Here is a 25,600-nt window from a genome sequence, read left to right on the forward strand (position 1 = left end):
GGGTGGTTAGGTGGCGGATGAGGTGCGGACCAGGGTGCGGATCTGGCGGAGGAGGACCGAGAGGGCGGCCAGGTCGGCGCGGGACTCGTCGAACTCGCCCATCGCCCGTTCGGCGCGGTGGATCGAGGTGGCGTTCGACTGCTCCCACTGCTGCACCCGCTCCTGCGGGGACAGATCCCTCGGCGTCGAGTCGAGCACCTCCGCGGTGAGCGCGGCCAGCGCGGCGTACAGGTCGTAGCGCAGCGCCATCCGGGCCAGGGTCTGCCACCGGTCCTCGCGGGGCAGCAAAGAGATCTTCGACAGCAGCGAGTCCACCCGGAACCGGTCCGAGAGCACGAAGTAGACCGAGGCCACCTCGCTCACCTCCCGGCCGCTGCCGGTGGCGGTCTCCACCACGTCGAGCAGGCCGAAGCTGTACATCAGGCGGGTGCTCTGCTCGGCCAGCTCGCGGGGCAGGCCACGCTCGGTCATCGAGTCGATGTGCGCCGCGATACCCTCCCGCTCGCTGCCGTAGAACAGCGTCTCCAGCTGCGGCAGCAGCTGAGCCACGCCGTCGCGCAGCCGGACGATCTCCGCCCGGACGTCGATCGGCGAACGGCGGTTGGTTACCAGCCAGCGCACCGCCCGGTCGAGCAGCCGCCGGGTGTCCAGGTAGACGCTGGTCTGCAACTCCGGGTCGACCCGGTTGTCCAGCGCCTCGACCGCGTCCCAGAGCTGGCGCAGCCCGAACACCTCGCGGACCACCACGTACGCCCGGATCACGTCCGCCGCCGTCGCGGCGGTCTCGTCGACCACCCGGAAGACGGAGGAGATGCCGCCCCGGTTGATCGCCTCGTTGACGAGCACGGTGGTCACGATGTCGCGGCGCAGCCGGTGCCGGCCCATCCGGTCGGCGAACCGCTCCCGCATCGGGGTCGGGAAGTAGTTGACCAGCACCTCGCTGGTCCACTCCTCGTCGGCCAGCCCCTCGGCGAGGATCTCCTTCTCCAGCGCGATCTTCACGTACGCGAGCAGCACCGCGAACTCCGGCGCGGTCAGCCCGGACTCGGCCCGTACCGCCAGTTCCTCGTCCGGCGGCAGCGCCTCCAGCGCCCGGTCCAGCGTCCCGGAGCGCTCCAGTTCGCTGATCATGCGGCGGTGCACCGGGAGCAGCGAGGCGGCCTGCGCCTGGGCGTTGTTGATCGCCCGCGCCTGGTCGTAGTTGTCCCGCAGCACCAGCTCGGCGACCTCGTCGGTCATCCGGGCGAGCAGCTCGTCCCGCTCGGGCACGGTCAGCTCACTGTCGGCGACCGCGGTGTTCAACAGGATCTTGATGTTCACCTCGTGGTCGGAGCAGTCCACCCCGGCCGCGTTGTCGATGAAGTCGGTGTACATCCGGCCGCCGGCCTGGGCGTACTCGATCCGGCCGTGCTGGGTGAAACCCAGGTTGCCGCCCTCGCCCACCACCCGGCAGCGCAGGCTGCGGCCGTCCACCCGGATCGAGTCGTTGGACTTGTCGCCCACCTCGGCGTTGGTCTGGCTGGAGGCCTTGACGTAGGTGCCGATGCCGCCATTCCAGAACAGGTCGACCGGCGCGGTCAGGATCGCCTTCATCAGCTCCTGCGGGCTCATCTGGTCGACCTCGTCGGCCAGCCCGAGCACCGCGCGGACCTGCGGCGACACCGGCACCGACTTCGCCGTACGCGGGTAGATCCCGCCGCCGGCCGAGATCAGCTCGGCGTTGTAGTCCTCCCAGGTCGAGCGGGACAGCTCGAACAGCCGCTTCCGCTCGCGGTACGAGGTGGCCGCGTCCGGGTCCGGGTCCAGGAAGATGTGCCGGTGGTCGAAGGCGGCCACCAGCCGGATGTGCTCGGAGAGCAGCATGCCGTTGCCGAACACGTCACCGGACATGTCGCCGACACCGACCACGGTGAAGTCCTGGCTCTGGGTGTCGTGCCCCATCTCGCGGAAGTGCCGCTTGACCGACTCCCAGGCGCCCCGGGCGGTGATGCCCATCTTCTTGTGGTCGTAGCCGGCCGAGCCGCCGGAGGCGAAGGCGTCGCCCATCCAGAAGTTGTGCGCGATGGAGATCTCGTTGGCGATGTCGGAGAAGCTCGCCGTGCCCTTGTCCGCCGCCACCACCATGTACGGGTCGTCGCCGTCGTGGCGGACCACGTCCTCGGGCGGCACGATCTCGCCGGCCGAGATGTTGTCGGTGACGTCCAGCAAGGCCGAGATGAACTCCTTGTAGCAGACGACCGCCTCGTCCCGGTCGCCCGGCTTCTGCTTGAGCACGAAGCCGCCCTTGGCGCCCACCGGCACGATCACGGCGTTCTTCACCATCTGCGCCTTGACCAGGCCGAGCACCTCGGTGCGGAAGTCCTCCCGCCGGTCCGACCAGCGCAGGCCACCCCGGGCCACCGGCCCGAACCGCAGGTGCACGCCCTCGAACCGGGGCGAGTACACGAAGATCTCGAACTTCGGCCGCGGCGCGGGCAGTTCGGGGATCGCCTGCGGATCCAGCTTGAATGCCACGTACGGCTTGGGTCGCCCGCCGACCGGCTTCTGGTAGAAGCTGGTCCGCAGGGTGGCCTGGATCAGCGTCAGGTACGACCGCAGGATCCGGTCCTGGTCGAGGCTGGCCACGTCGTCGAGGGCGGCCCGGATCTCGGCGACCAGCTCCCCGCTGCGCTGTTCGCGCTGCTCGGCGGCGACCGAACCCGGCTCGAACCGCGTCTCGAAGAGCTGCACCAACAGCGTGGCGATCCGCGGGTACGCGATGAACGTCGACTCCATGTAGTCCTGGGAGAAGACGGTGCCGGTCTGCCGCAGGTACTTCGCGTACGCCCGCAGCACCACCACCTGACGCCAGGTGAGCCCGGCGCGCAGCACCAGCTCGTTGAAGCCGTCCACCTCGGCCTCGCCCCGCCAAGCCGCCGCGAAGGCGTTCTCCACGTGCGGGCGCACCTCGGCCAGCTCCTGGTGGCCCTCGGGCAGGCGCAGCCCGAAGTCGTACAGCCAGATCCGGCCGTCGACGCGCTCCACCTCGTACGGGTGCTCGTCGACCACCCGCACGCCGAGCGAGTGCAGCACCGGCAGCACCGCGGAGAGCATCATCGGCTCGCCGTACCGGTAGACCTTGAACCGGACGTCCATCGACTCGTCGACGTCCGAGCCCCGGAGGGCGGCGCGCGGCAGCGGCTGCTTGCGGAACAGGTGCATCTCCAGCTGGCCGGACTCCTCCAGCAGCTCCAGCTTGGCCAGGTCCTTCATCGCCTCGTACGGCGTGTGCCCGTCCTTGTAGCCCTCCGGGAACGCGTCGGCGTACCGGGCGAAGAGGTGCTTGGCCTGCTCGTCGCCGAGCTTGCGTTCGAGCACCAGCCGGTAGTCGTCGTCCCACAGCCGGGTGGCGTCGGCCAGCTCCTCGGCCAACAGATCGGCGTCGATATCACCGGGCGGACTGGTCGGGTCGGTACGCACGATGAAGTGCACCCGGGCCAGCATCGACTCGGTGACCCGGGTGGTGTAGTCCACCCCCACGCCGTTCAGCTCGCGGAGCAGGATGTCCTGCATGCGCAGCCGGTTCTGCGTGGTGAACCGGTCCCGGGGCAGGTAGATCAGGCAGGAGATGAAGCGCCCGTACGCGTCCCGGCGCAGGAAGACCCGCAGCTGCCGGCGGCCGGCCATCCGCAGCACGCCGATCACTGCGTGGTAGAGGTCGTCGGTCTTGATCTGGAACAGCTCGTCGCGCGGGTAGGTCTCCAGGATCTGGAGCAGGTCCTTGCCGGAGTGGCTGCGCAGGCTCAACCCGGAGCGGTCCAGCACCTCGGCGACCTTGCGCCGGACCACCGGCAGCTCCTGCACGCTGGTCCGGTACGCCGCGGTGGAGAAGAGGCCCAGGAACCGCCGCTCCCCCACCACCTCGCCGTGCTCGTCGAAGATCTTGAAGCCGATGTAGTCGAGGTAGGCCGAGCGGTGCACGGTGGCCCGCGAGTTCGCCTTCGTGATGATCAACAGGCGCTTCTCGGTGACCTTCTCGTGCGCCTCCGGCGTCATCGACGACAGCGCCCGCGCCTCCGGCGAGTCCTGCCGCAGGATGCCCAGCCCGGTGCCGAGCACCGCCTCCAGCGCCGGCCCGCCCTGCTCCGAGTCCGGCACCAGCCGGTACTCCCGGTAGCCGAGGAAGGTGAAGTGGTCGTGCGCCAGCCAGCGCAGCAGCTCCACCGAGTCGGTGATGTCCTTTTCCGGCACCGGCGGCCGGTTGTCGCTGGTCCGCGCGGCGGCCAGCTCGTCGGCGAGCGCCAGGGCGCACTGGCGCATCTTCGGCCAGTCCTCGACCGCCTCCCGCACGTCGGTGAGCACCCGCTGCAACTCCCGGCGCAGCTTGCCCCGCTCCTCCGGGTCACGGACCGGGTCGATCTCGATCCGCATCCAGCTCTCGACCAGGTCGCCGGAGATCGCGTCGTCCGGCTCGACGTCGGCGGCCACCTCGACCAGCCGGCCCAGCGGCTCCCGGCGCACCACGACCAGCGGGTGGACCAGCAGGTGCACGTCCAGGTGGTGGGTGTTGAGCAGGGCGGTCACCGAGTCGACCAGGAACGGCATGTCGTCGGTGACGATCTCGACGACGCTGTGGTGCTGCTCCGCGTCGGGTGAGTGGATCCGCAGCTTCAACTCGCCCGGCACCCGCTGCTGAGCCAGCTCCCGGTGGGCGCGGGCGGCGTCGAGCATCTCCTCGGCGGTGAACCCGATCAGCTCCTCGTCCGGCGCGAACCGCCAGAAACGGCCGACCAGGGTCGCCGCGTCGTGGTCGTCGCCGGCCAGCGTGACCGCCTGCGCCACCAGCCGCTCGGCGTTGGGCACCGGCTCGTCGAGTTCGGCGTCCTCCGCGTCGTCCGCCAGCGCATCCGGCGGCAGACCCAGGTCGTAGAGGGTGTCGATGCTCGAACCGGTCATCCCGGTCACTCCTGTGTCGAGTCGGCCGAAGCCGTCCCCGTCGGTCGCCGAATCGAAGCTGTCGTCGTCCCGGCCGGTGTCAACCTGCCGGAGGTCGGGTCCCGGTTTGATCGCCGGACGCCGGTCCATCGGTGCCACTCCCCTCGACCCACAACGCTGTGGGTCACTCTGCCGCCAAGCCTAGGCCGACCGACCGGTCCCTTCGTCGGCGGACCACCGGCCGGACTTCCGGATTGGGAGATCGTCCTTTCACCCGTTGCGGTACGAGGTTCGGCCGGATCAGGAGTACCCCGCCTGATGTTGTTCATCACACCGTCACCGGGCCGTCTTTCCGCCCGACCGGGCGCCGGCGGGACGGCGCGGAGCGCACGGGACGGTGCGGAGCGCATCGGCGTACTAGCGTGCAGGGCAGCCTGACCGGGAGGAAACGCCGCCATGCACCGGCCGCACCGGAACCGTCACACGATGTCACGACTCGCCGGCGTCGCCGCCTGCCTGATCGCCTCGGCCAGCCTGGTCGCCTGCTCGGCCGAGGACGGGCCGCAACGCGGCGTGGACGCCTTCCTCGCCGGGTGGAAATCGGGCGACCTCCACAAGGTCGGCTTCGTCGACCCGACCGGCGCGAGGATCCCGGCCGCCGACGTCGCAGAGGCGATCAGGGAACTCTCCGGCGAGTTGGCCGACACGCCGCCGAAGCTGAGCCGGCAGGGCGACCCCGAAATCGTCCGGGACACCGCGACGGCCACCATCCGGGTCGAGTGGACGCTGCCCGGTGAGACGGTCTGGACCTACGACCGGCCGCTCCGGCTCACCCAGGGGCGGGACGACGAGTGGCAGGTGATCTGGGAGCCGCAGGTCGTGCACGAGCAGCTCACCCGCGGTGACCGGATCGGCCTGCAACGGGCGACCGATCGACGGGCCGGGGTGCTCGACGGTGCCGGCAATCCGCTCGTAGCGCCGCGCCCGGTGGTCCGGGTGGGGCTCCAGCCCAGCGAGGTGAGCGACGTCGAGGCCGTGACCCGCGAGCTGGACGCCGCGTTGCGGGCGATCCGGCCGGCCATCACGCCGCCGGTCGACCTCTCCGGCCTGCCGAAGCGGCTGGACGAGGCGAAGCCGGACGCCTTCGTCGAGGTGGTCACCCTGCGCGACGAGGCGTACCGGCAGATCAAGTCACGCATCTACGACCTGCCGGGGACGAAGTTCCGCTCCGAGAAGCTCGATCTTGCCCCCACCCGCGAGTTCGCCCGGGCGGTGCTCGGCACGGTCGACCCCGCACAGGCCGACGACCTGAAGAAGTTCCCCGACCGTTACTTCCCCGGGGACCTGGTCGGCCACGGCGGGTTGCAGGGCCGGTGGGACGAGCGGCTGCGCGGCGTGCCGGGACTCGCCGTGATCGTCAAGCGGGCCGGGCCCGACGGGACGCTGGAGCCCACCGGCACCAAGCTGTTCCAGCGCGACCCGCAGCCCGGCGAGCCGGTACGCACCACCCTCGACGTGTCCACCCAGAACGCGGCCGACCAGGCGCTGCGCGGTGAGCGCCGACGGACCGCCCTGGTGGCCGTACGCGTCAGCGACGGCGCGGTGCTCGCCGCCGCCAACGGCCCCGGCGTCGCCGGGGAGAACCTGGCCTTCACCGCGCAGGTGCCGCCCGGCTCCACGTTCAAGATGGTCAGCGCGCTCGGGCTGCTGGAACGCGGCGCGGTGACCCCGGACACCACCGTCGCCTGCCCGAAGACCCTCGTGGTCGACGGTCGCTCGTTCAAGAACGCCAACGACTTCCAACTCGGCGCGGTGCCGTTCCGCACCGACTTCGCCAAGTCCTGCAACACCGCCTTCGCGGCGCTCGCTCCGCAGCTCGGCGCCGACGGGCTGGCCGCCACCGGCCGGACGCTCGGCCTGGAGGGCAAGTGGGAGGTCGGCCTCGACGCCTTCACCGGGAAGGTCTCCGCGGACGGCGGCGCCACCGAGCAGGCCGCCGCCGCGATCGGGCAGGGAACGACCCTGGTCAGCCCGCTGGCCATGGCGGCGGCGACCGCGGCGGTGGCCAAGGGCGGCTTCATCGCGCCGAAGCTGACCGTGGACCCGGCGCCGGAGCCGGCCACCGAGCCGGCCCCGGAGCTGAAGCCCGAGCCGGTCGCGGCGGTCCGGACGATGATGCGCGAGGTGATCACCAGCGGCACCGGCACCGCGTTGAAGGACGTCCCGGGCGAGCCGGTGTACGGCAAGACCGGCACCGCCGAGTACGACGACAATCCGAAGAACACCCACGCCTGGTTCGTCGGCTGGCAGGGCGACGTGGCCTTCGCGGTCTTCGTCGAGAAGGGTGGCTCGGGCAGCGGCACCGCCGTCCCGATCGCCGAACGCTTCCTGCGCGCCCTGGCCCGGTGACCCACCGGAACGGCGTCGACCAGGCGCTGACGATCAGGCGCTGAGGCCGCCGGTTGCCGGTGACGGGTGGGGGGTCTCCACGTCCGAGGGGTCGGCGTCGAGCGGCTCCGCCGGCTCGTCGCCGGCCGGAGCTGGACCGCCGGCAGCCGGATCGGCCGGCGGCGCGCCGTCGCCGGCCGCCGGCTCCCGCTCACCGCGACGGTCGATCGCGCGCCGGGGCGCAGGGGCGGGGCGCTCGGCTGGCCCGGGACGGAGCCGGGGCGGCACCGACCCCGGTGCGGTGACCGGGCGCAGGCCGGCGACCACGGTGTTGACGATCTCGGCGGCGTACCCGCCGTCCGGGTCGTAGTCGGGGTCGAAGACGGTCAGCTCGACGCCGAGACAGTGCGGGGTGTCGACCAGGCCGGCGAGCAGGATCTCCAGTTCGGCGAAGGCGATGCCGCCCGGGTCGGGGGCGTCGACCGCCGGCATCACGGCCGGGTCGAGCACGTCCACGTCGATGTGCACCCAGTAGCCGGCGCAGTCGGCGAGCTGCTCGTGCGCCCACTGGGCGGTGCGGGCCGCGCCCTCGGCGCGCAGCGCCGGCACCGGTCTGGTGACGATCCCGGCGGCCTGGAGGTCGAGCCGGTACTCGTCCTGCGCGCGGATGCCGAGCACCACCACGTCGATGTCCCGGAAGTAGGGCCGCCGCCCTTCGAGCGCCGCCAGGTCGGCCTGGCCCCGACCGGTGACCAGGGCGAGGTCCTCGCCCGCCGCTGCGCCCACGTACGAGGCGTTGCCGGGGTGCCGGAAGTCGGAGTGGCCGTCGACGAAGACCAGGCCGATCCGGCCGCCGACCGCCTCGCCGAGCCGGTGCATGGCCAGGGCCGAGCCGAGCAGGATCGAGCAGTCCCCGCCGAGCACGACCGGGAACTCTCCCCGGTCGATGATCGCGCCGATCCGGTCGGCCAGCGCCACCGAGTAGTCGGCGATCTCCCGCGCGTGGCACACGCCGTCGCCCGGCCGCCAGTCACCGGCGTCGTAGCGGGGCGGGGTCAGGCAACCGGCGTCACGGGCCCGTAACCGGGGCAGCAGCCCCTGGTCGCGCAGTGCGCCGGGCGCCTTGCCGCAACCCGGGACCGAGGTGGGCGTGGGTGGACGCAGGCCGAGGTTGCTCGGCGCGTCGAGGACGGCGATCCGGCGCATCATGGGCCGCTGTCGTTCGCGACTGCGGGGCTCGCAAGCTCACTCCTCGCGCTCACGCGAGCCCTGCTGTCGTTCGCGACTGCGGGGCTCGCAAGCTCACTCCTCGCGCTCACATGGGCTCCCGTCCTCCGGTGTCGGGCGGGCCGGCGGTCCGCCGGCCCGCGCTGGCATGGCAGGTGGCTCAGAACAGGGCGCTGGCCAGCGCCCGGCGGGCCGCGGCGACCGCGGGATCCTCCGGCCCGGCGATGGTGAAGAGTCCGACGAGGTGCTGGCGTACCTTCTCCCGGTCGTCGCCGGCGGTCCGCCGGACCAGCCCGACCAACCGCTGGTACGCCTGCTCGGCCAGGCCGCTGAGCACCTCGATGTCGGCGGCCAGCAGCTGGGCGTCGACGTCGTCGGGGTCGGCCGCCGCGGCGAGCGCCGCCTGCGGGTCGACGCCGGCCACCCGGCGGGCAAGCCCGACCTGGGCCAGCCCGGCCTCGGCGGCGGCGTCCGTCGGGGTCTCGGCGAGGATCTTCCGGTACGCCCGCTCGGCGGCGTCCAGGTCGCCGGTCATCAGGGCGTCGTCCGCCTCGTCGAGGCGGGGGTCCTCCGGCTCGGCCACGGTCACCCCGCCGGCCTTGAGAACCGCCTGGATCCACTGGCGCAGCTGCGCCTCCGGCACCACACCGGAGAAGGCGTCGACCGGCTGCCCGCCGACCACCGCGTACACCATCGGGATGCCCTGGACCCGGAACATCTGCGCCAGCCGGGGGTTGGCGTCCACGTCGACCTTGGCGAGCACCCAGGCACCGCCGCCCTCCACCGCCAGCCGCTCCAGCACCGGCGAGAGCTGCTTGCAGGGCTGGCACCACTCCGCCCAGAAGTCCACCACCACGGGTGTTGTCAGCGAGCGCTCCAGGACCTCGGACTGGAAGGTCGCCTCGGTCACGTCGAGGACGGTGACCCCGCCGACGGCGCCGCCGGGGGCTCCGGCGGGGGGACCGGACTGGACGGGTGCCGGGGCGGGACTGGGTGCAGGGGTGCGCAGCGCGCTGAGGTCGACCGCGCCGCGGGTGAAGATCGACGAGGTGATCCGTGGGTCGCTCATGGTTATCTAGTCTCGCACGCAATTTGCCGAACTCAGATCAACCGCCACCCGGGCAGTTGCCACTGTCACCCCTGCCCAGCCGCCCCGGCAGGGCGGCCGGGCGGCCGCCCGCCGGGACGGGTGTCAGAACCGTGCGGGCTCGCGGTAAACGCCCCATTCGGCGCGCAGCGCGTCGCAGATCTCGCCGAGGGTGGCCTCGGCCCGGACCGCGTCGAGCATCGCGGGAATCATGTTCTCCCCGGTACGGCTCACCGCCACCATCGCCTCGACGGCGGCGCGTACCCTGGCCTCGTCCCGGCCGGTCTTGCGCTCGGCGAGCATCCGCCGCTGCTCCAGCTCCACCTCGTGCGAGATGCGCAGGATCTCCAGCTCCTTGGCGACGGTGCCGGTGTGGCAGTTGACCCCGACGATCTTCTTGTCGCCCTTCTCCAGCGCCTGCTGGTAGACGAAGGCGGACTCGGCGATCTGGCCGGTGAACCAGCCGTCCTCGATGCCGCGCAGGATGCCGGCGGTCATCGGGCCGATGGCGTGCGGCCCCTCACCGCCCAGCGCGCGGATCCGGGCGAAGATCTCCTCCGCCTCGGCCTCGATCCGGTCGGTGAGCGCCTCGACGTACCACGAGCCGCCGAGCGGGTCGGCCACGTTGGTCACCCCGGTCTCCTCCATCAGCACCTGCTGGGTACGCAGGGCGATCTCGGCGGACTCGTCGGTGGGCAGCGCCAGGGTCTCGTCCAACGCGTTGGTGTGCAGCGAGTTGGTGCCGCCGAGCACCGCGGCGAGCGCCTCGACGGCGGTGCGTACCACGTTGTTGACCGGCTGCTGCGCGGTCAGCGACACCCCGGCGGTCTGCGTGTGGAACCGCAGCCAGAGCGCCTTCTCACTGGTGGCGCCGTAGACGTCGCGCAGCCAGCGGGCCCAGATCCGGCGGGCGGCGCGGAACTTGGCGATCTCCTCGAAGAAGTCGACGTGCGAGTCGAAGAAGAAGCTCAGCCCGGGCGCGAAGACGTTGACGTCCAACCCGCGGGAGAGCCCCAGCTCGACGTAGCCGAAGCCGTCGGCGAGGGTGTACGCCAGCTCCTGCGCGGCGGTCGAACCGGCCTCCCGGATGTGGTAGCCGGAGACCGAGAGCGGCTTGTAGCGGGGGATCTCCCGGGCGCAGTACTCCATCAGGTCGCCGATCAGGCGCAGGTGCGGCTCGGGGTCGAAGAGCCACTCCTTCTGCGCGATGTACTCCTTGAAGATGTCCGTCTGGAGGGTGCCGTCGAGCGTCGACAGGTCGGCGCCCTGCCGCTCGGCGGCGACCAGGTACATGCAGAACACCGGCACCGCCGGGCCGGAGATGGTCATGCTGGTGGTGACGCCGGCCAGGTCGATGCCGTCGAAGAGCACCTCCATGTCGGCGGCGCTGTCCACCGCCACCCCGCAGTGCCCCACCTCACCCAGCGACTGCGGGTCGTCGGAGTCGCGGCCCATCAGGGTCGGCATGTCGAAGGCGACCGAGAGACCACCGCCACCGGCGCCGAGGATCATCTTGTAGCGCTCGTTGGTCTGCCGGGCGTTGCCGAAGCCGGCGAACTGCCGGATGGTCCAGGTCCGCCCGCGGTAGCCCGTCGGGTGGAGCCCCCGGGTGTACGGGAACTCCCCCGGCCAGCCGATCCGCTCGAAGCCGGGATATGCCGCGCCCGAGGGGGGCCCGTAGACCGGCTCGACGGGCATCCCGGAGAGCGTGGTGAAATCGGCGTCCCGCTTGCGCGCGGCGTCGTACCGGGCCTGCCAGCGGGCCTGTCCGGCGGCGATCTCGTCGGCGTTCATCCCCGGGCTCCTCCTCGGTGTCCTTAGCTGCACATCGAGTGTAGAGCCTCACCTGAACGATCGATAAGGAAGTTCGTACCGATCAGTAACTGAGCTGCTGGTACTCAGGCGGCAGGCCCGTCGATGGCCACGTCGTCCACCCGGATGTTGATCTCGTCGACCCGCAGCCCGTACGTCTCGACCGCCTGGGTCACCCCGGCCCGCACGGCCGTGGTCACCTCGGGCACCGGATGCCCGGCGTCGGTCACGATGACCAGGTTGATCACCGCGCCGCCGTTGACGACATGGGCGGAGCAGCCCCGCCGCGCGTCGCCCAACTGGTCCAGCCCGACCCGGTCGAACACCGCGTTGAAGAACCGGGCGAGGTCGCCACCCAGCTCCACCACGCCGGGCACGGCCTTCGCCGCGGCCACCGCGATCTTCTCCACCACCTCGTCCGAGATGTGCGTACGCCCGCCCGCCACCGCGTCCGGCGTCATCGGCAACTCCTGCGTCATCTCGTGGTCCATGCTCTCCCCAGCGGCCGTCACACCACCCCACGCGCGTTGCGGGGCGGTGCGAGCCTACTCGTCGGGGACGGTCCGCAGTGGACCTCAGGCGGCCAGTTGGGCGAGCAGCGCGTCGGCGGCGGCGTACGGGTCGGTCACCCCGGCGGCCACCTCGGCGGCGAGCGCCGGCAGCTGCGTACCGTCGCGCAGCGAGCCGATCCGGGCGCGGAGCACGCCGAGCGCGATGGCCTCGATCTCGGCGGCGGCCCGCGCCTCACGGCGGCGGCGCAGCTCGTCGTGCTCGACCAGCCAGCCACGGTGCTTGTCGATCGCCGCGGCGATGTCGTCGATCCCCTCGGCGCGGGCGGCCACCGAGCGCACCACCTGCGGCCGCCACTGGCCCGGACCGCGCTCGCCGAGGGCGATCATGCCCTGGATGTCCCGGACGGTCGCGTCGGCACCGTCCCGGTCGGCCTTGTTGACCACGAAGATATCGGCGATCTCCAGGATGCCGGCCTTCACCGCCTGGATCGCGTCGCCCATGCCCGGGGCGAGCAGCACCAGCGTGGTGTCGGCCAGCGAGGCCACCTCGACCTCGGCCTGCCCGACGCCGACCGTCTCCACCAGCACCACGTCGCAGCCGGCGCCCTCCAGCACCCGCACCGCCTGCGGGGTGGCCGCCGAGAGCCCGCCGAGGTGCCCCCGGCTGGACATCGACCGGATGTAGACCCCCGGATCGGTGGCATGGTCCTGCATCCGCACCCGGTCGCCGAGGATCGCGCCGCCGGTGAACGGGCTGGACGGGTCGATGGCCAGCACGCCCACCCGGTGGCCGCGGGCGCGCAGCGCGCGTACCAGCTCGTTGGTGGTGGTCGACTTGCCCACCCCGGGGGCGCCGGTCAGCCCGACCACCTGGGCCTGGCCGGCGTAGGGGGCGAGCGCCGCGGCGATGCCCGGCACCGTCGGGTCGCCCGACTCGACCAGGGTGATCAGCCGGGCCACCGCGCGCGGGTCACCGGCGCGGGCCCGCTCGACCAGCATTGGTACGTCCCGGCTCCGGCGCACCGATCCGGTGGCCGCCGGGGCACCCCCGTTCGCCTCGCTCACAGATCGCTTTCGGTGGGGCCGGGGACGTGGATGATCAACGCGTCGCCCTGGCCGCCGCCACCGCAGAGCGCCGCCGCCCCGGTGCCGCCGCCGCGCCGCTTGAGCTCCAGCGCGAGGGTGAGCACCAGCCGGGCGCCGGACATGCCGATCGGGTGGCCCAGCGCGATCGCGCCGCCGTTGACGTTGACCTTGGCCGGGCTGATCCCCAGGTCACGGGTGGACTGGATGCCGACCTGGGCGAACGCCTCGTTGATCTCGATCAGGTCGAGGTCGGAGACGCTCAGCCCGCCCTTGCGCAGGGCGTGCTGGATCGCGTTGGACGGCTGCGAGTGCAGGGAGTTGTCCGGGCCCGCCACGTTGCCGTGCGCCCCGATCTCGGCCAGCCAGGTCAGCCCCAACTCCTTGGCCTTCGCCTTGCTCATCACCACCACGGCGGCGGCGCCGTCGGAGATCGGCGACGAGCTGCCGGCGGTGATGGTGCCGTCCTTCGCGAAGGCCGGGCGGAGCTTGGCCAGCGACTCGGCGGTGGTGTCCGGCCGGATGCCCTCGTCCTCGCTGATCACCAGCGGGTCGCCCTTGCGCTGCGGGATGGTCACCGGAGTGATCTCCTCGGCGAAGTGGCCGTTCTTCTGCGCGGCGGCGGCCCGCTGGTGGCTGGCCGCGGCGAAGGCGTCCTGCTCCTGGCGGGTGATGCCCCGGACGCCGCCGTGCCGCTCGGTGGACTCGCCCATCGAGCAGCAGTCCCCGGCGTCGGTCAGCCCGTCCAGCGCCATGTGGTCCTTGATCACCACGTCGCCGTACTTGTAGCCGGCGCGCTGGCCGAGCATCAGGTGCGGCGCGTTGGTCATCGACTCCATGCCGCCGGCCACCACGACGTCGAACTCGCCGGCCCGGATCAGCTGGTCGGCCAGGGCGATCGCGTCCAGGCCGGAGAGGCAGACCTTGTTGATCGTCAGGGCCGGCACGGACATCGGGATGCCCGCCGCCACGGCCGCCTGGCGGGCCGGGATCTGCCCGGCACCGGCCTGGAGCACCTGCCCCATGATCACGTACTGCACCTGGTCGGGGGCGACCCCGGCGCGCTCCAACGCCGCCTTGATGGCGATGCCGCCGAGCTTCGTCGCCGGTAGATCCTTCAGGTTGCCCAGCAGACGCCCCATCGGGGTCCGCGCGCCGCTGACGATCACCGAAGCCATAACTGCCTCCGAGGGGGTGCCGACCTGTACGCCTTAACAATCGTTCGGTCAGACTAGCGTCATGCCTGAGAACTCCCCCGTCGAGCCCGCTGCCGACTATGTCACAGGGATCGGCCTGCGCCGTATCGACCATGTCGGGATCGCGGTGGCCGACCTCGACGCCGCGATCGACTTCTACCAGCGGACGTTCGGGATGCGCTGCGTCCACACCGAGACCAACGTCGAGCAGGGGGTCCGCGAGGCGATGCTGGCGGTCGGACCGACCGCCGAGGGCGGCTGCGTGCAACTGCTCGCCCCGCTGAGCCCCGAGTCGACCATCGCGAAGTTCCTCGACCGCAACGGCCCGGGGGTGCAGCAGGTGGCGTACACCGTGGCCGACGTCGACGCGGCCTGCGCGGCGCTGCGCGCACGTGGCCTGCGGCTGCTCTACGAGACCCCCCGGCGCGGCACCGCCAACTCCCGGATCAACTTCGTCCACCCCAAGGACGCCGGCGGCGTCCTGGTAGAACTCGTCCAACCCGCCTGAGGCGCAAGGAAGGGCCCCTATTAACGCCTGGTGCATAGCAGGGGACCCCTATTAACAAGCCGCCCGGTAACACGCCGCCCGGCGGTGAGCGGTTGACCGGGGTCGCGAGCAGGTCCGCTCATCGACCAATGCAGTTCTTCACAGAGGACTTCCGACCAAAGCTACCGTTCAGTAACGTCCGCCCCCACAGGATTGCGGCCGGTGTCGGATGTGTCGGTGACCGACATGGTGGTGGAGCGCACCGACGCCGAAGATGGCAGCGCCAGGCCCGCATGCCGGGTGGGGTGCGCGGCGAGTACCGGAGGTCACCGTGCAGGACATCCTCGAAGCCATCATGGCGGCGGAAGGGTCGGCCGACCCGGGACGTGAACTGGCCGGTGTCGCCGGGCTGCCGGTGCCGGAGAGCTACCGGGGCGTCGTGGTCCGGGCCGAGGAGGCCCGGATGTTCACCGGTGTGGCCACTCGGGACAAGGACCCGCGCAAGGCGCTGCACCTACAGGAGGTGCCGACCCCCGAACTCGGCCCGGGCGAGGCGCTGGTCGCCGTGATGGCCAGCGCGATCAACTACAACACCGTCTGGACCAGCATCTTCGAACCGCTGCCCACCTTCAGGTTCCTCCAGCGGTACGGCCGCACCTCCGAGCTGGCCCGCCGGCACGACCTGCCGTACCACGTGGTGGGGTCCGACGCGGCCGGCGTGGTGCTACGGGTCGGTGCCGGGGTCAGCCGGTGGCGTCCCGGCGACGAGGTGGTGGCGCACTGCCTCTCGGTCGAGCTGGAGGACGCGGCCGGACACGACGACACGATGCTCGACCCGCAGCAGCGGATCTGGGGGTTCGAGACCAACTTCGGTGGCCTGGCCGAGCTGGCCGTGGTCAAGGCCAACCAGCTGATGCCCAGACCCCGGCACCTGAGCTGGGAGGAGGCGGCCAGCCCGGGCCTGGTCAACTCCACCGCGTACCGGCAGTTGGTGTCGCACCACGGCGCCAACATGAAGCAGGGCGACGTGGTGCTGATCTGGGGCGCTTCAGGCGGCCTGGGCAGCTACGCCACCCAGATGGCGCTGCACGGCGGCGCCGTACCGGTCTGCGTGGTCTCCTCGCCGGAAAAGGCGGAGCTGTGCCGACGGATGGGCGCCGACCTGGTTATCGACCGCTCCGCCGAGGGTTTCCGGTTCTGGTCCGACGAGCAGACCCAGGACCCGGACGAGTGGCGTCGCTTCGGCGAGCGGATTCGGGAACTCACCGACGGCGAGGACCCGGACATCGTCTTCGAACACCCGGGACGGGAGACCTTCGGCGCCAGCGTGTACGTGACCAAGCGCGGCGGCACCATCGTCACCTGCGCCTCCACCAGCGGCTTCCTGCACCAGTACGACAACCGTTACCTCTGGATGCACCTCAAACGCATCGTCGGCAGCCACTTCGCCAACTACCGGGAGGCGTGGCAGGCCAACCGGCTGGTGGCACTCGGCCGGATCCACCCGACGGTCTCCCGGACGTACCCGCTGGAGCAGACCGGCCAGGCCGCGTACGAGGTGCACCGCAACACCCATCAGGGCAAGGTCGGCGTACGCTGCCTGGCTCCCGAGGACGGCCTCGGCGTACGCGATCCCGAGTTGCGGGCCCGGCACGCCGACGCGATCAACCGGTTCCGCGGGCACTGACCTGACGGACGAGCTGCTGCTGGCCATTCGGTGAACGGCGATTGGCTTTCCACACACCCGGCCCGGCACCCATTCGTGTGACCGGGCCGGTGTGGAAACAAAGGGCCACCGGGACCCCTATTCCGCATCTCGCCCACGGCCACCGGCTCGCCCTGGGAGCTGGCAAGATCGCCTCTCGTGGCCACGGGTCCGGCGACCCGGCGAGTTGACCATGTAATGAGGACGCCAAAGGGCGGCACGCTCTTGCGAAGCACCCCGGGGGGTCTGCCAGTATGTCCCAATGCCCCAGCAGCAGTCCTCCCCTCTCGCGTTCTTCGATAACGCGAACTCGCAGCCCGACTTCACGGTTGGCCTGCGCGGATACAACACCGGTCAGGTCGATGACTTCATCGGCCGACTCAACGGCGCGCTGAGCCAGGCCAACAAGGACCGCGCCGACGCCGAGCAGGCGCTCAACGACGCGCAGCGCCGCCTCCGGCAGTCCGAGCAGCGGCTCACCGCCTTGGAGCAGAAGCTCACCGACACCAGCAAGCAGCTGGAGGAGAACAGCCGCCCCACGCTGTCCGGCCTCGGCACCCGGGTGGAGCAGATCCTGCGGCTTGCCGAGGAGCAGGCCAACGACCACCGCAACGAGGCCAAGCGCGAATCGGAGGGGATCCTCTCCGGCGCCCGCCTGGAGGCCCGGGAGATCACCGACAAGGCGCGCGCCGAGGCGGCGGCGATGAAGGCCACCGCCGAGCGGGAGGCGGGCAACGTACGCACCGCCGCCGAGCGGGAGGCGGCCGAAGTCCGGGTCCAGGCCCGCCGCGAGGCCGACACGCTACGTGCCGACGCCGAGCGGGAGACCAAGCAGCTGCGTACGGTGACCGCCCACGAGGTCGCCGAGCTGAAATCGACCGTGGAGCGGGAGGTGGCCACCCTGCGGGCCACCGCCGAGCGCGAGATCACCCAGCAGCGGGCCAAGGCCGCCCGCGAGGCCGAGGAGAAGCGCGCCGAGGCGACCAAGCTGCTCACCGACGCCCGCGACAAGCGCGACAAGGACCTCCAGGCCCTGGAGCTCCAGCTCGCCGAGCGGCGGGAGAAGGCCGAGCGCGAGGAGTCGGCGCGGCACGCCGCCCAGGTGTCGCAGACCCAGAAGCTGGTCAACGAGGCCGAGCAGCGGGCCCGCGCCGCCCAGGAACGGGCCAAGGAGATCGAGCAGCGCGCCGAGGCGCGCCGGGTCGAGTCGGAGCGCACCGCCACCGAGACGATCGAGAAGGCCAAGGCGTTGTCGGAGCGTACGCTCAGCGATGCCCGCGGCGAGTCGCAGCGCCTGCTCAGCGAGGCCCGCACGGAGGCCGAGCTGACCACGCAGGCCGCCCGCCGCGAGGTCGAGGACCTCACCCGGCAGAAGGACGCCGTCACCTCCCAGCTCGGGCAGATGCTCTCCGGTCTGGCCGGCATCGTTCCGGGGACGCCCAACAACGCCGCCGGTTCGGAGAAGGCCGCGGCCAAGAAGGCGGACGGAGCCGACGACAAGGTGGCTGCGGAAGCCTCCAACTGACCAGGACCACCGGGGCATGATCCACGGCGCGGGGTGACACCGGGTGACGGTGCCACCCCGCGCCGCCCTGCATTCGGCACCTACCGACCACGGTCCGCCGGGCGCGATGAAGTAGCTCCGAACATGGAGTCCGTATCGCCCCAGGAGAACCCGATGCGTGTGAGGATGGGAGCATGTCGCACGGCGAGGATCTGTTCGCGCTCAGCGGAGACGTGACCACCCAGCCCAATTTCGATCTGGCCCTGCGGGGGTACGACAAACGGCAGGTCGACCGGTACGCCGCTCGTTCGGAGCACGAGATCGAGACACTGGCGGCCGAACGGGAACAGGCCTATACCCAGATCCACAAGCTGGTCGGCCAGGTCGAGGTGCTCCAGCGTGACCTCGCCGCCGTACGCAAGCAGGTCGGGGTGGTCGACCGCGCCGCGTTCCGACACCTCGGCCCGCGGGTGGAGCAGATCCTCGGCCTGGCCGAGGATCAGGCCGAGGACATTCTCACCGCCGCCAACGAGGAGATCGAGGCCCGCCGGGCCGCCGCCGAGCACATCATCGAGGAGGCCCGCGCGGAGGCCGCCAAGGCGCTCAAGGACTTCGAGATCGCCCTGGCCGCCCGCCGCTCCGAGGAGGATCGGCAGGCCGCGGCGCGCAAGGCGGAGTCCGAGGCCGCCAGCAAGGCGGCCAAGGAGGAGGCCGCCCAGCTGCGCAGGACCGCCCAGGAGGAGACCACCCGACTGCGCAAGGCCGCCCAGGAGGCACTGGCTCGGGCCGAACAGGAGGCGGCCCAGCTGCGGGCCACCGCCAAGGAGATCCACACCCGGGCACAGCAGGAGGCGACCAAGCTACGCGAGGCGGCCCGCCAGGCGCACGCCACCGCCCAACAGGAGGCGACCCAGCTGCGCGAGGCCGCGAAGGAGGTGCACGCCAAGGCCCAGCAGGAGGCCAAGCGCCTGATCGACCAGGCCACCGAGGCCGGGCGGGCCACCCACGCCAAGGCCAGCCAGGAGGCCAAGCAGATCATCGACGACGCCTCCGAGGCCGGGCGGGCCGCCCGCAACAAGGCCCGCCAGGAGGCCGAGCGGCTGACCACCGCGGCCACCGAGACGGCCAAGCGCACCCGCGCCGAGACCGAGGGGTACGCCCAGCGCATGCGCAGCGAGACCGAGGCGTACGTGCAGCACACCCGGGCGCAGGCGCAACAGGAACTGGGTGCCTGGCGGGCCGGGGTGGAAAAGGAGGTCAACGGTCGGCGTGAGGCGGCGGATCGGGAGCTGGCCCAGCGCAAGGCGAGCGCCGAACGCGAGTTCACCAGCCGCCGTGACGAGCTGGAGAAGCAGTACAAGACCCGCAACGCCGACCTGGATGGACGGATCCGCACCCGCACGGCCGAGTTGGACGAGCGGATCCGCGTGCGCAGCGCCGAGCTGGAGTCCGGGTACGAAGCCCGCCGTGCCGAGTTGGAGTCCGGGTTCGAGTCCCGCCGCGCGGAGCTGGAGTCGGAGTACACCGCGCGGAAGAACGAGATCGAGCAGGGTGCCGACGGGGTCCGCCAGGCCGCCGAGCAGGAGGCCGCCACCGTGCGTGCCCAGGCTGAGGAGCAGGCCGGCGAGATGCTGCGTCAGGCCGAGACCGAGTCGGCCACGAAGCGCCGCGAGGCCGACGAGTACGCCACCACCACCCGCACCGAGGCCGAGGAGTACGTCACCACCGTGCGACGAGAGGCCGATGAGCATGTCGCCTCCTCCCGCCGGCAGTTCGAGGAGTACGCGGCCACCACCCAGCAGCACCTGGCCACCACCCAGCAGCACCTGGCCGCCACGCAGCAGGAGGCGGCTGCCGGCCGCCAGCAGCTCGCCCAGGTGATGCTGGAGATCGCCAAGGCCCAGCAGCAGCTCGCCGACCTGCGGCAGGAGACCTGGAAGTCCCGGCAGGAGTCCGACGAGTTGCAGCGCAAGCTGCTCGACCTGCGCCTCCAGGCGGCCTCGGCACCTGACGGCCCGACCTCACCCGCACCCGCCGGCCTGGCCACCCCGGCGCCGACCGGCGCGGCCCTGTCCGCACCCGACGGCCGGGCCACCCCGGCACGGACCGGCGTGGGCAGCTCCGGACCCGACGGCGCGGGCACGCCGGTCTCCGCCGGCTCCGGCACGGCCGCCCTGGCCGTCCCCGGCGGTGGGTCGGTCAACGGCGGACGCCCGGCACCGGATGACGCCCTTCCGGCGACCAAGCCGGTGGGCGAGCCGGTCACCACGGTCGAGGACGGCCCGGGGGCGAAGCCCGGCGAGCCGGTCACCACGGCCGACGGCGGTACCGCGAGCGCCGGCGTGGACGGCGAGCCGACGGTGGCGGCGATGCCCGGCACGGGTGGCCGGGGCGCCACCCCGACGAAGATCACCAGCACCGGCGAGAACGGCAAGCGGCCGACCAAGCCGACCACGGACGAACGCAGCGCCAAACCGAGCAAGGTCACCGACGACCGCGAAGCGACACCGAGCAGAGTCACGCCCGACTGACCCCACGTCCCGCCCCGGCGCGCCATGCTACTGACGCCACGTCCCGCGCCCCCGGCGCGGGACATGCTGCCGCAACACCCGGCCGGCCGGATGAGGCTGCCGCAACACCGGCGGCCGGATGGGGCCGCCGCCCGCACCGGAGGAAAACGGAATCGGCCCCGGCCGTCCGCGCACTTCCCGGCGGCCGACGTGCCCGACATGACTGACAGCCTGGTGACCGCACCACTACCGTCGGAGACGGGTTCGCCGGTCCCCGGGACGGGGCACTCCCCCTAGTCATCGTGATTTCACACCGAAATAAATACTTCTCTGTGAAATCACCCTCCGGAGAACACTCACTTTGACTCGCCCCCCGACTACCCGCACCGCTGGCCCACGCCGGCCGGCCCACGCCTGCTTTGCCCACGCCGGCTGGCCCGCACTGGCTGGCCCGCGCCGGCTGGCTCAGGCCGCACGCTGGGCACTACCCTGCCGTCAGCACCCGTCGGGCCACGACGGTCGGGCGGGCCGCACGAAACTCCGGGCAATCGACCGCCGGGGCGTGAACGGGGAGGCCGGATGGTGCAGGACGGGCCGGAGCAGCCCGGGACGGCGTCGGAGGGGACTGCCAGCGGGACCCGCGGCGAGAGCAGCAGCGCGGCGAGCAGCAGCGCGACCGGGAGCAGCGCGAGCAGCGGCAGCGCCAGCAGCGGCAGCAGCGGCAGCAGCGGCAGCAGCGGGACCGGTGGAGGCGCGACTGCGACCAGGGTGCCGCCTCCCGACGCGGAGGCGTCCGCTGCCGTGACGGAGGAGACGTCGGCAGCGCCCGCGCCGAGCCAGCGCTCGGTGGGCGGAGACGCCGGACGGTTCGGCATCCCCGGTCGTCCGTTGCGGCGCAACAGCTTCCTGGTCGGGTTCACCGGGGCGCTCGGCGTGCTTCTCGCGTACGCCGTCTATCTGGGTCTGCGCAACGCGGCGGGGATCCTGGTCCTGGTGGTGATCGCGCTCTTCCTCGCGGTGGGCCTGCACCCGATGGTGATCCGGTTGCGCTCCTGGGGGCTGCCGCGCGGCCTCGCCGTCGCGGCGGTCACGCTGACCGTGCTGGCCCTGCTCTGTGCCGGCGTGCTGGCGCTGGTGCCGCCGATCGTGACCCAGACCGGGCAGTTCCTCGACCAGGTGCCGAGCTACCTGGAGACGTTGCGCCGCAACGAGACGGTCAACGACCTGGCCGAGCGGTTCGACCTGATGCGCCGGGCGCAGGAGGCGGCGAACGCGGATGTGGTCGGCCGGGCGTTGGGCGGGGTGCTCGGCGGCGCCCAGTTCGTCTTCGGCACGGCCTTCCGGGTGCTGACCGTGCTGGTGCTGACCATCTACTTCCTGGTCTACTTCGACCGGCTCCGCGACCTCGGCTACGCGCTGGTGCCCCGGTCGCGGCGGGAACGGGTGCAGTTGATCGGCGACGAGATTCTCACCAAGGTCGGGGCGTACATGGTGGGTGCGCTGACCATCGCGGTGCTGGCCGGTGCGATCGCCTTCGTGTTCGCGCTGGCCGTCGGTTTGCCGTACCCGTTCGCCCTGGCGGTGGTGGTCGCGGTGACCGACCTCATCCCGCAGATCGGCGCGACCATCGGCGCGGTGATCGTCAGCCTGGTCGGGTTCGCCACCGATCCATCCATCGGCATCGCCTGCGTGGTCTTCTTCGTGGTCTACCAGCAGATCGAGAACTACCTCATCTATCCCAAGATCATGCGAAGGTCGGTGCAGGTCAACGAGGTCGCGGCGCTGGTCGCCGCGCTGCTCGGGGTGTCCCTGCTGGGGGTGATCGGCGCACTCATCGCCATCCCCACGGTGGCCGCCGTCCAGCTCATCCTGCGCGAGGTGATCATCCCCCGCCAGGACGCCCGCTGACCCGGTGCGCCCGCTGACCCCTTACGCCGGCACCCGGATCAGTCGGCCCGGCGCTGCGGCGGGCCCGCCACCGGGGTGTCGGCGAAGGCGGCCACCGTGCGGTCGGCGTACACGCTGGCGTCGCCGGTCTCCATCGGGCCGTCCCAGGTGGTCGGCAGCGGCACCGGCACCGCCGGATTGATCCGCCGGACCACCTCGTCGAGCACCGTCTCGGCGTCGCCGACCCAGAGGTGCTTGGCACCGGGCACGCCGACCACCTCGGCCTGCGGCACCGCGGCGAACCGCTCGCGGGCCTGTTCCGGGCGCAGGTAGTCGTCGAACTCCGGCACCAACGCGGTGAGCGGCCGGCCCGACTCCGCCCAGTGGGCCAGGTCGGCCGGCTCGGCGAAGCGCAGCGGCGGAGAGAGCAGGATCGCGCCGGCCACGGCCGGGTCGCAGCCGTACTTCAGCACCAGGTCGGTGCCGAACGACCAGCCGAGCAGCCAGATGTCGGGCAGCTCGTGGAACTCGGCGTACTCGATGGCGGCGGCAACATCGAAGCGCTCGCCGACGGCCGAGTCGAAGACTCCCTCGCTGGTGCCGCGCACGCTGCTGGTGCCGCGGGTGTTGAACCGGAGCACGGCCACGTCGGCCAGGGCGGGCAGCCGCCAGGCCGCCTTGCGGAACACGTGGCTGTCCATCATCCCGCCGTGGGTGGGCAGCGGGTGCAGGCAGACCAGGGTGGCCGCCGGTGCCCGGTCGGCCGGGCGGGCCAACTCACCGACCAGCCGTAGACCGTCCGCGGTGTGCAGCTCGATGTCCTCCCGGTGCCCGGGCAGAATCGACGACGCGCGGATCGGTGTGCTCACCCCCACATCCTCCCGCCCCACCACCCCCCACACCGCCAGACGTGACAAAGATCGCCGCCGGCGGTGCAAGGAGGGGCCCCCTATTAACGCCTCGTGTAGGTGAAGGGCCCCCTATTAACAATGTGCCGGCTGGGGCGACTCAGCCGTGGCGGGGCACGCCGCGACCGCGCTGGATCACCGGGGCCCGGCGGTCCCGGGCGCGCCAGCATCCGCTGTGCCAGTGCCGCCGGTCGGTGAGATCACCCCGCCCGTCCGCCGGCCAGGCCACCACGTGCGCCACGCCGGGCGGGATCTCCTGGTCACAGCCGGGGCAGCGGTACGTCTTGACCGACGCGCCGCCGGTGATCCCGCGTACCTGCCAGTCGCCGTCCCGCCACTGCTGCACCGCCGCGACGCCGTGCCGGGCACGCTCGGCGTCCAGGCGCGCGTCGTCGTCACGGCGTGGGCGGTTACGACGGGGGCTCACATCATCCAGCGTACGGGGCTGGCCGGCGCTGCCCCCGTTGCCGCCCAACCACGCACGGGGCGGGGGGCGCGTTAAGAAGGGACCCTTCACCTACACCAGGCGTTAATAGGGGGCCCTTCCTTACACCTCAGCGGGGGGTGTGGTCGCGGAAGCCGCGGCCGGTCTTGCGGCCCAGGTAGCCGGCGGTGACCAGGTGTTCCAGCAGTGGCGCGGGGGCGAACCCGGGCTCGCGCAGCTCCAGGTACAGCTCCCGCTGGATGGCCAGCGACACGTCCAGGCCGACCACGTCGAGCAGCTCGAACGGGCCCATCGGGTAACCGCAGCCGAGCTTCATCGCGTGGTCGATGTCGTCGGCGGTGGAGTAGCTCGCCTCCAGCATCCGCACCGCGTCGTTGAGGTACGGGAACAGCAGCGCGTTGACGATGAAGCCGGACCGGTCGCCACAGAGCACCCCGGTCCTGCCGAGCGCGGCACAGACCGCCCGGGCGGTGGCGGTGGTCTCCGCCGAGGTACGGATGGTCCGCACGATCTCCACCAGCGGCATGACCGGCGCGGGGTTGAAGAAGTGCAGCCCCACCACGTCGGCCGGGCGCTGAGTGGCCATCGCCAGCTCGATCACCGGCAGGGCGGAGGTGGTGGTGGCCAGCACCACACCCGGCTTGCAGATCTCGTCCAGGCTGGCGAAGAGCGCCTTCTTGACGCTCAACTCCTCGACCACCGCCTCGACCACCAGGTCGACGTCGGCCAGGTGCTCCAGCGTCGCCGACCAGTTGATCCGGCCGAGCGCGGTGTCCCGGTCGGCCTCGCTGAGGATGCCCCGGACCACGCCCTTGTTCAACGAGGTCTTGACCGCCTCGCAGACCTGGGCGGACTTCTCCGCGCCCCGGGTCACCGAGACGACCTCGTAGCCGGCCCTGGCGAAGACCTCGATGATGCCGGTGGCCATCGTGCCGGAGCCGACGATGCCGACCTTCGAGATGCCGTTCGCGAGGCCGCGCGTACCGTCGGCGAGCGCCGACGCCGCCGGTGTCTGATCGTCCGGTACGACCTTCGGCGAGCCCGGCCGTTCGTAGGTGTAGAAACCCCGGCCGGACTTCCGACCGAGCAGGCCCGCGGTCACCATCTGCTTGAGCAGCGGCACCGGGGCGTGCCGGCGGTCGCGCCCGCCCCGCCGGTACATGGTGTCCAGGATCTCGTAGGCGGTGTCCAGGCCGATCAGGTCCATCAGGGCGAGCGGCCCCATCGGCAGGCCGCAGCCGAGCTTCATCGCGGCGTCGATGTCCTCGCGGCTGGCGTACCGGGCCTCGAACATGCCGACCGCGTGGTTGAGGTAGCCGAAGAGCAGCGCGTTGGCGATGAACCCGGCCCGGTCGTTGATGGTCACGTCGACCTTGCCCAGCCGGGCGCAGAGCGCCTCCACGTCGGCCACCACGTCGGCGGAGGTGACCACCGTACGGACCACCTCGACCAGCTTCATCACCGGCGCGGGGTTGAAGAAGTGGATGCCGATGACCTGGTTGGGCCGGGTGGTGGAAACCGAGATCTCGGTGACGCTCAGCGACGAGGTGTTGGTGGCCAGGATGGCCTCGGGCTTGCAGACCCGGTCCAGCTCGCCGAAGATCCGCTGCTTCAGGTCGAGGTGCTCGGGCACCGCCTCGATCACCAGGTCCACCGAGTGCAGCGCGTCCAGCCCGACGGCGAAGGTGACCCGGCCCAGCAGCGCGTCCCGGTCGGCCTCGGCGAGCTTGCCCTTGGCCACCGCCCGGTCGGTCGAGCCGGTCAGGTTGGCCCGCCCACGGTCCAGGGCGGCGTCGGAGATCTCCACGGCGACCACGTCGATGCCGTTACGGGCGAATACCTCGACGATGCCGGCACCCATCGTGCCCAGACCTACCACGCCCACACTGGTGAACTCGCGCGCCACGACCCGGCCTCCCCTGTCAGCTCGGCACG

General features: G+C 71.8%; 16 protein-coding genes. 6 read left to right on the plus strand and 10 right to left on the minus strand.

Annotated elements, in window-relative coordinates:
* Positions 1-6 precede the first annotated feature (6 nt).
* A complete protein-coding gene (locus tag ACQPYA_RS25750; protein WP_433529642.1) occupies positions 7-5,064 on the minus strand; it encodes an NAD-glutamate dehydrogenase in 5,058 nt (1,685 codons plus the stop codon).
* Between the two features lie 336 nt (positions 5,065-5,400).
* Between ACQPYA_RS25750 and ACQPYA_RS25755 the strand changes: the two genes are divergently transcribed.
* Positions 5,401-7,323 carry a penicillin-binding transpeptidase domain-containing protein gene (locus ACQPYA_RS25755; protein ID WP_433529643.1) on the plus strand — a complete coding sequence of 641 codons (1,923 nt, stop codon included), beginning with the start codon at positions 5,401-5,403 and terminating at the stop codon, positions 7,321-7,323.
* Positions 7,324-7,356: 33 nt separating this feature from the next.
* Here ACQPYA_RS25755 and ACQPYA_RS25760 read toward each other — a convergent pair whose 3' ends face one another.
* From ACQPYA_RS25760 to ACQPYA_RS25785, 6 genes are all read right to left on the minus strand, one after another.
* Positions 7,357-8,511 carry an arginase family protein gene (locus tag ACQPYA_RS25760; protein ID WP_433529644.1) on the minus strand — a complete coding sequence of 385 codons (1,155 nt, stop codon included), beginning with the start codon at positions 8,509-8,511 and terminating at the stop codon, positions 7,357-7,359.
* Positions 8,512-8,689: 178 nt separating this feature from the next.
* Positions 8,690-9,598: a tetratricopeptide repeat protein gene (locus ACQPYA_RS25765; RefSeq protein WP_433529645.1), complete on the minus strand. Its 909-nt coding sequence runs from the start codon at positions 9,596-9,598 to the stop codon at positions 8,690-8,692.
* Positions 9,599-9,721: 123 nt separating this feature from the next.
* The gene (locus tag ACQPYA_RS25770; protein ID WP_433529646.1) at positions 9,722-11,410 is read right to left on the minus strand and encodes an acyl-CoA mutase large subunit family protein; all 1,689 of its coding nucleotides are present in this window, start codon (positions 11,408-11,410) and stop codon (positions 9,722-9,724) included.
* Positions 11,411-11,514: 104 nt separating this feature from the next.
* Positions 11,515-11,919 carry an Asp23/Gls24 family envelope stress response protein gene (locus ACQPYA_RS25775; RefSeq protein ID WP_433529647.1) on the minus strand — a complete coding sequence of 135 codons (405 nt, stop codon included), beginning with the start codon at positions 11,917-11,919 and terminating at the stop codon, positions 11,515-11,517.
* 84 nt (positions 11,920-12,003) lie between these two features.
* On the minus strand, positions 12,004-12,939 hold the full coding sequence (meaB, locus tag ACQPYA_RS25780) for a methylmalonyl Co-A mutase-associated GTPase MeaB (RefSeq protein ID WP_433529648.1): 936 nt from the start codon (positions 12,937-12,939) through the stop codon (positions 12,004-12,006).
* Between the two features lie 62 nt (positions 12,940-13,001).
* Positions 13,002-14,201, minus strand: coding sequence for an acetyl-CoA C-acetyltransferase (locus tag ACQPYA_RS25785; RefSeq protein ID WP_433529649.1), 1,200 nt, complete (start codon positions 14,199-14,201; stop codon positions 13,002-13,004).
* 61 nt (positions 14,202-14,262) lie between these two features.
* On the opposite strand from ACQPYA_RS25785, the gene mce reads away from it, so the two are divergent.
* The 5 genes from mce (at position 14,263) to ACQPYA_RS25810 (ending at position 22,333) form a co-directional block, all read left to right on the plus strand.
* Complete coding sequence (gene mce, locus ACQPYA_RS25790; protein ID WP_433529650.1) at positions 14,263-14,727, plus strand: methylmalonyl-CoA epimerase; 465 nt, start codon at positions 14,263-14,265, stop codon at positions 14,725-14,727.
* A 310-nt stretch (positions 14,728-15,037) separates the two neighbouring features.
* Positions 15,038-16,393, plus strand: a complete 1,356-nt coding sequence (ccrA, locus tag ACQPYA_RS25795) for a crotonyl-CoA carboxylase/reductase (RefSeq protein ID WP_433529651.1) — start codon at positions 15,038-15,040, stop codon at positions 16,391-16,393.
* 280 nt (positions 16,394-16,673) lie between these two features.
* Complete coding sequence (locus tag ACQPYA_RS25800) at positions 16,674-17,936, plus strand: cell division protein DivIVA (RefSeq protein ID WP_433529652.1); 1,263 nt, start codon at positions 16,674-16,676, stop codon at positions 17,934-17,936.
* Positions 17,937-18,109: 173 nt separating this feature from the next.
* Entirely contained in the window at positions 18,110-20,446 is a 2,337-nt protein-coding gene (locus tag ACQPYA_RS25805; protein WP_433529653.1) for a hypothetical protein, read from the plus strand.
* A gap of 558 nt (positions 20,447-21,004) precedes the next feature.
* Positions 21,005-22,333: an AI-2E family transporter gene (locus tag ACQPYA_RS25810; RefSeq protein WP_433529654.1), complete on the plus strand. Its 1,329-nt coding sequence runs from the start codon at positions 21,005-21,007 to the stop codon at positions 22,331-22,333.
* Between the two features lie 38 nt (positions 22,334-22,371).
* On the opposite strand, the gene ACQPYA_RS25815 is transcribed toward ACQPYA_RS25810, so the two are convergent.
* The 3 genes from ACQPYA_RS25815 to ACQPYA_RS25825 form a co-directional block, all read right to left on the minus strand.
* Positions 22,372-23,181: an alpha/beta hydrolase gene (locus ACQPYA_RS25815; protein WP_433529655.1), complete on the minus strand. Its 810-nt coding sequence runs from the start codon at positions 23,179-23,181 to the stop codon at positions 22,372-22,374.
* Positions 23,182-23,320: 139 nt separating this feature from the next.
* A complete protein-coding gene (locus ACQPYA_RS25820; protein ID WP_433529656.1) occupies positions 23,321-23,647 on the minus strand; it encodes a hypothetical protein in 327 nt (108 codons plus the stop codon).
* A gap of 127 nt (positions 23,648-23,774) precedes the next feature.
* Entirely contained in the window at positions 23,775-25,571 is a 1,797-nt protein-coding gene (locus tag ACQPYA_RS25825; RefSeq protein ID WP_433529657.1) for a 3-hydroxyacyl-CoA dehydrogenase family protein, read from the minus strand.
* Positions 25,572-25,600: the final 29 nt, after the last annotated feature.

This window comes from Micromonospora sp. CA-263727 (assembly GCF_050942455.1).
GTDB lineage: Bacteria > Actinomycetota > Actinomycetes > Mycobacteriales > Micromonosporaceae > Micromonospora.

What these genes read in the sequence shown, in the direction of transcription:
- ACQPYA_RS25750 (WP_433529642.1), bottom strand. Translation starts at nt 5,064, where the DNA reads ATGGACCGGCGTCCGGCGATCAAACCGGGACCCGACCTCCGGCAGGTT.
- ACQPYA_RS25755 (WP_433529643.1), top strand. Translation starts at nt 5,401, where the DNA reads ATGTCACGACTCGCCGGCGTCGCCGCCTGCCTGATCGCCTCGGCCAGC.
- ACQPYA_RS25760 (WP_433529644.1), bottom strand. Translation starts at nt 8,511, where the DNA reads ATGATGCGCCGGATCGCCGTCCTCGACGCGCCGAGCAACCTCGGCCTG.
- ACQPYA_RS25765 (WP_433529645.1), bottom strand. Translation starts at nt 9,598, where the DNA reads ATGAGCGACCCACGGATCACCTCGTCGATCTTCACCCGCGGCGCGGTC.
- ACQPYA_RS25770 (WP_433529646.1), bottom strand. Translation starts at nt 11,410, where the DNA reads ATGAACGCCGACGAGATCGCCGCCGGACAGGCCCGCTGGCAGGCCCGG.
- ACQPYA_RS25775 (WP_433529647.1), bottom strand. Translation starts at nt 11,919, where the DNA reads ATGGACCACGAGATGACGCAGGAGTTGCCGATGACGCCGGACGCGGTG.
- meaB (WP_433529648.1), bottom strand. Translation starts at nt 12,939, where the DNA reads ATGCTGGTCGAGCGGGCCCGCGCCGGTGACCCGCGCGCGGTGGCCCGG.
- ACQPYA_RS25785 (WP_433529649.1), bottom strand. Translation starts at nt 14,201, where the DNA reads ATGGCTTCGGTGATCGTCAGCGGCGCGCGGACCCCGATGGGGCGTCTG.
- mce (WP_433529650.1), top strand. Translation starts at nt 14,263, where the DNA reads ATGCCTGAGAACTCCCCCGTCGAGCCCGCTGCCGACTATGTCACAGGG.
- ACQPYA_RS25800 (WP_433529652.1), top strand. Translation starts at nt 16,674, where the DNA reads ATGCCCCAGCAGCAGTCCTCCCCTCTCGCGTTCTTCGATAACGCGAAC.
- ACQPYA_RS25805 (WP_433529653.1), top strand. Translation starts at nt 18,110, where the DNA reads ATGTCGCACGGCGAGGATCTGTTCGCGCTCAGCGGAGACGTGACCACC.
- ACQPYA_RS25810 (WP_433529654.1), top strand. Translation starts at nt 21,005, where the DNA reads ATGGTGCAGGACGGGCCGGAGCAGCCCGGGACGGCGTCGGAGGGGACT.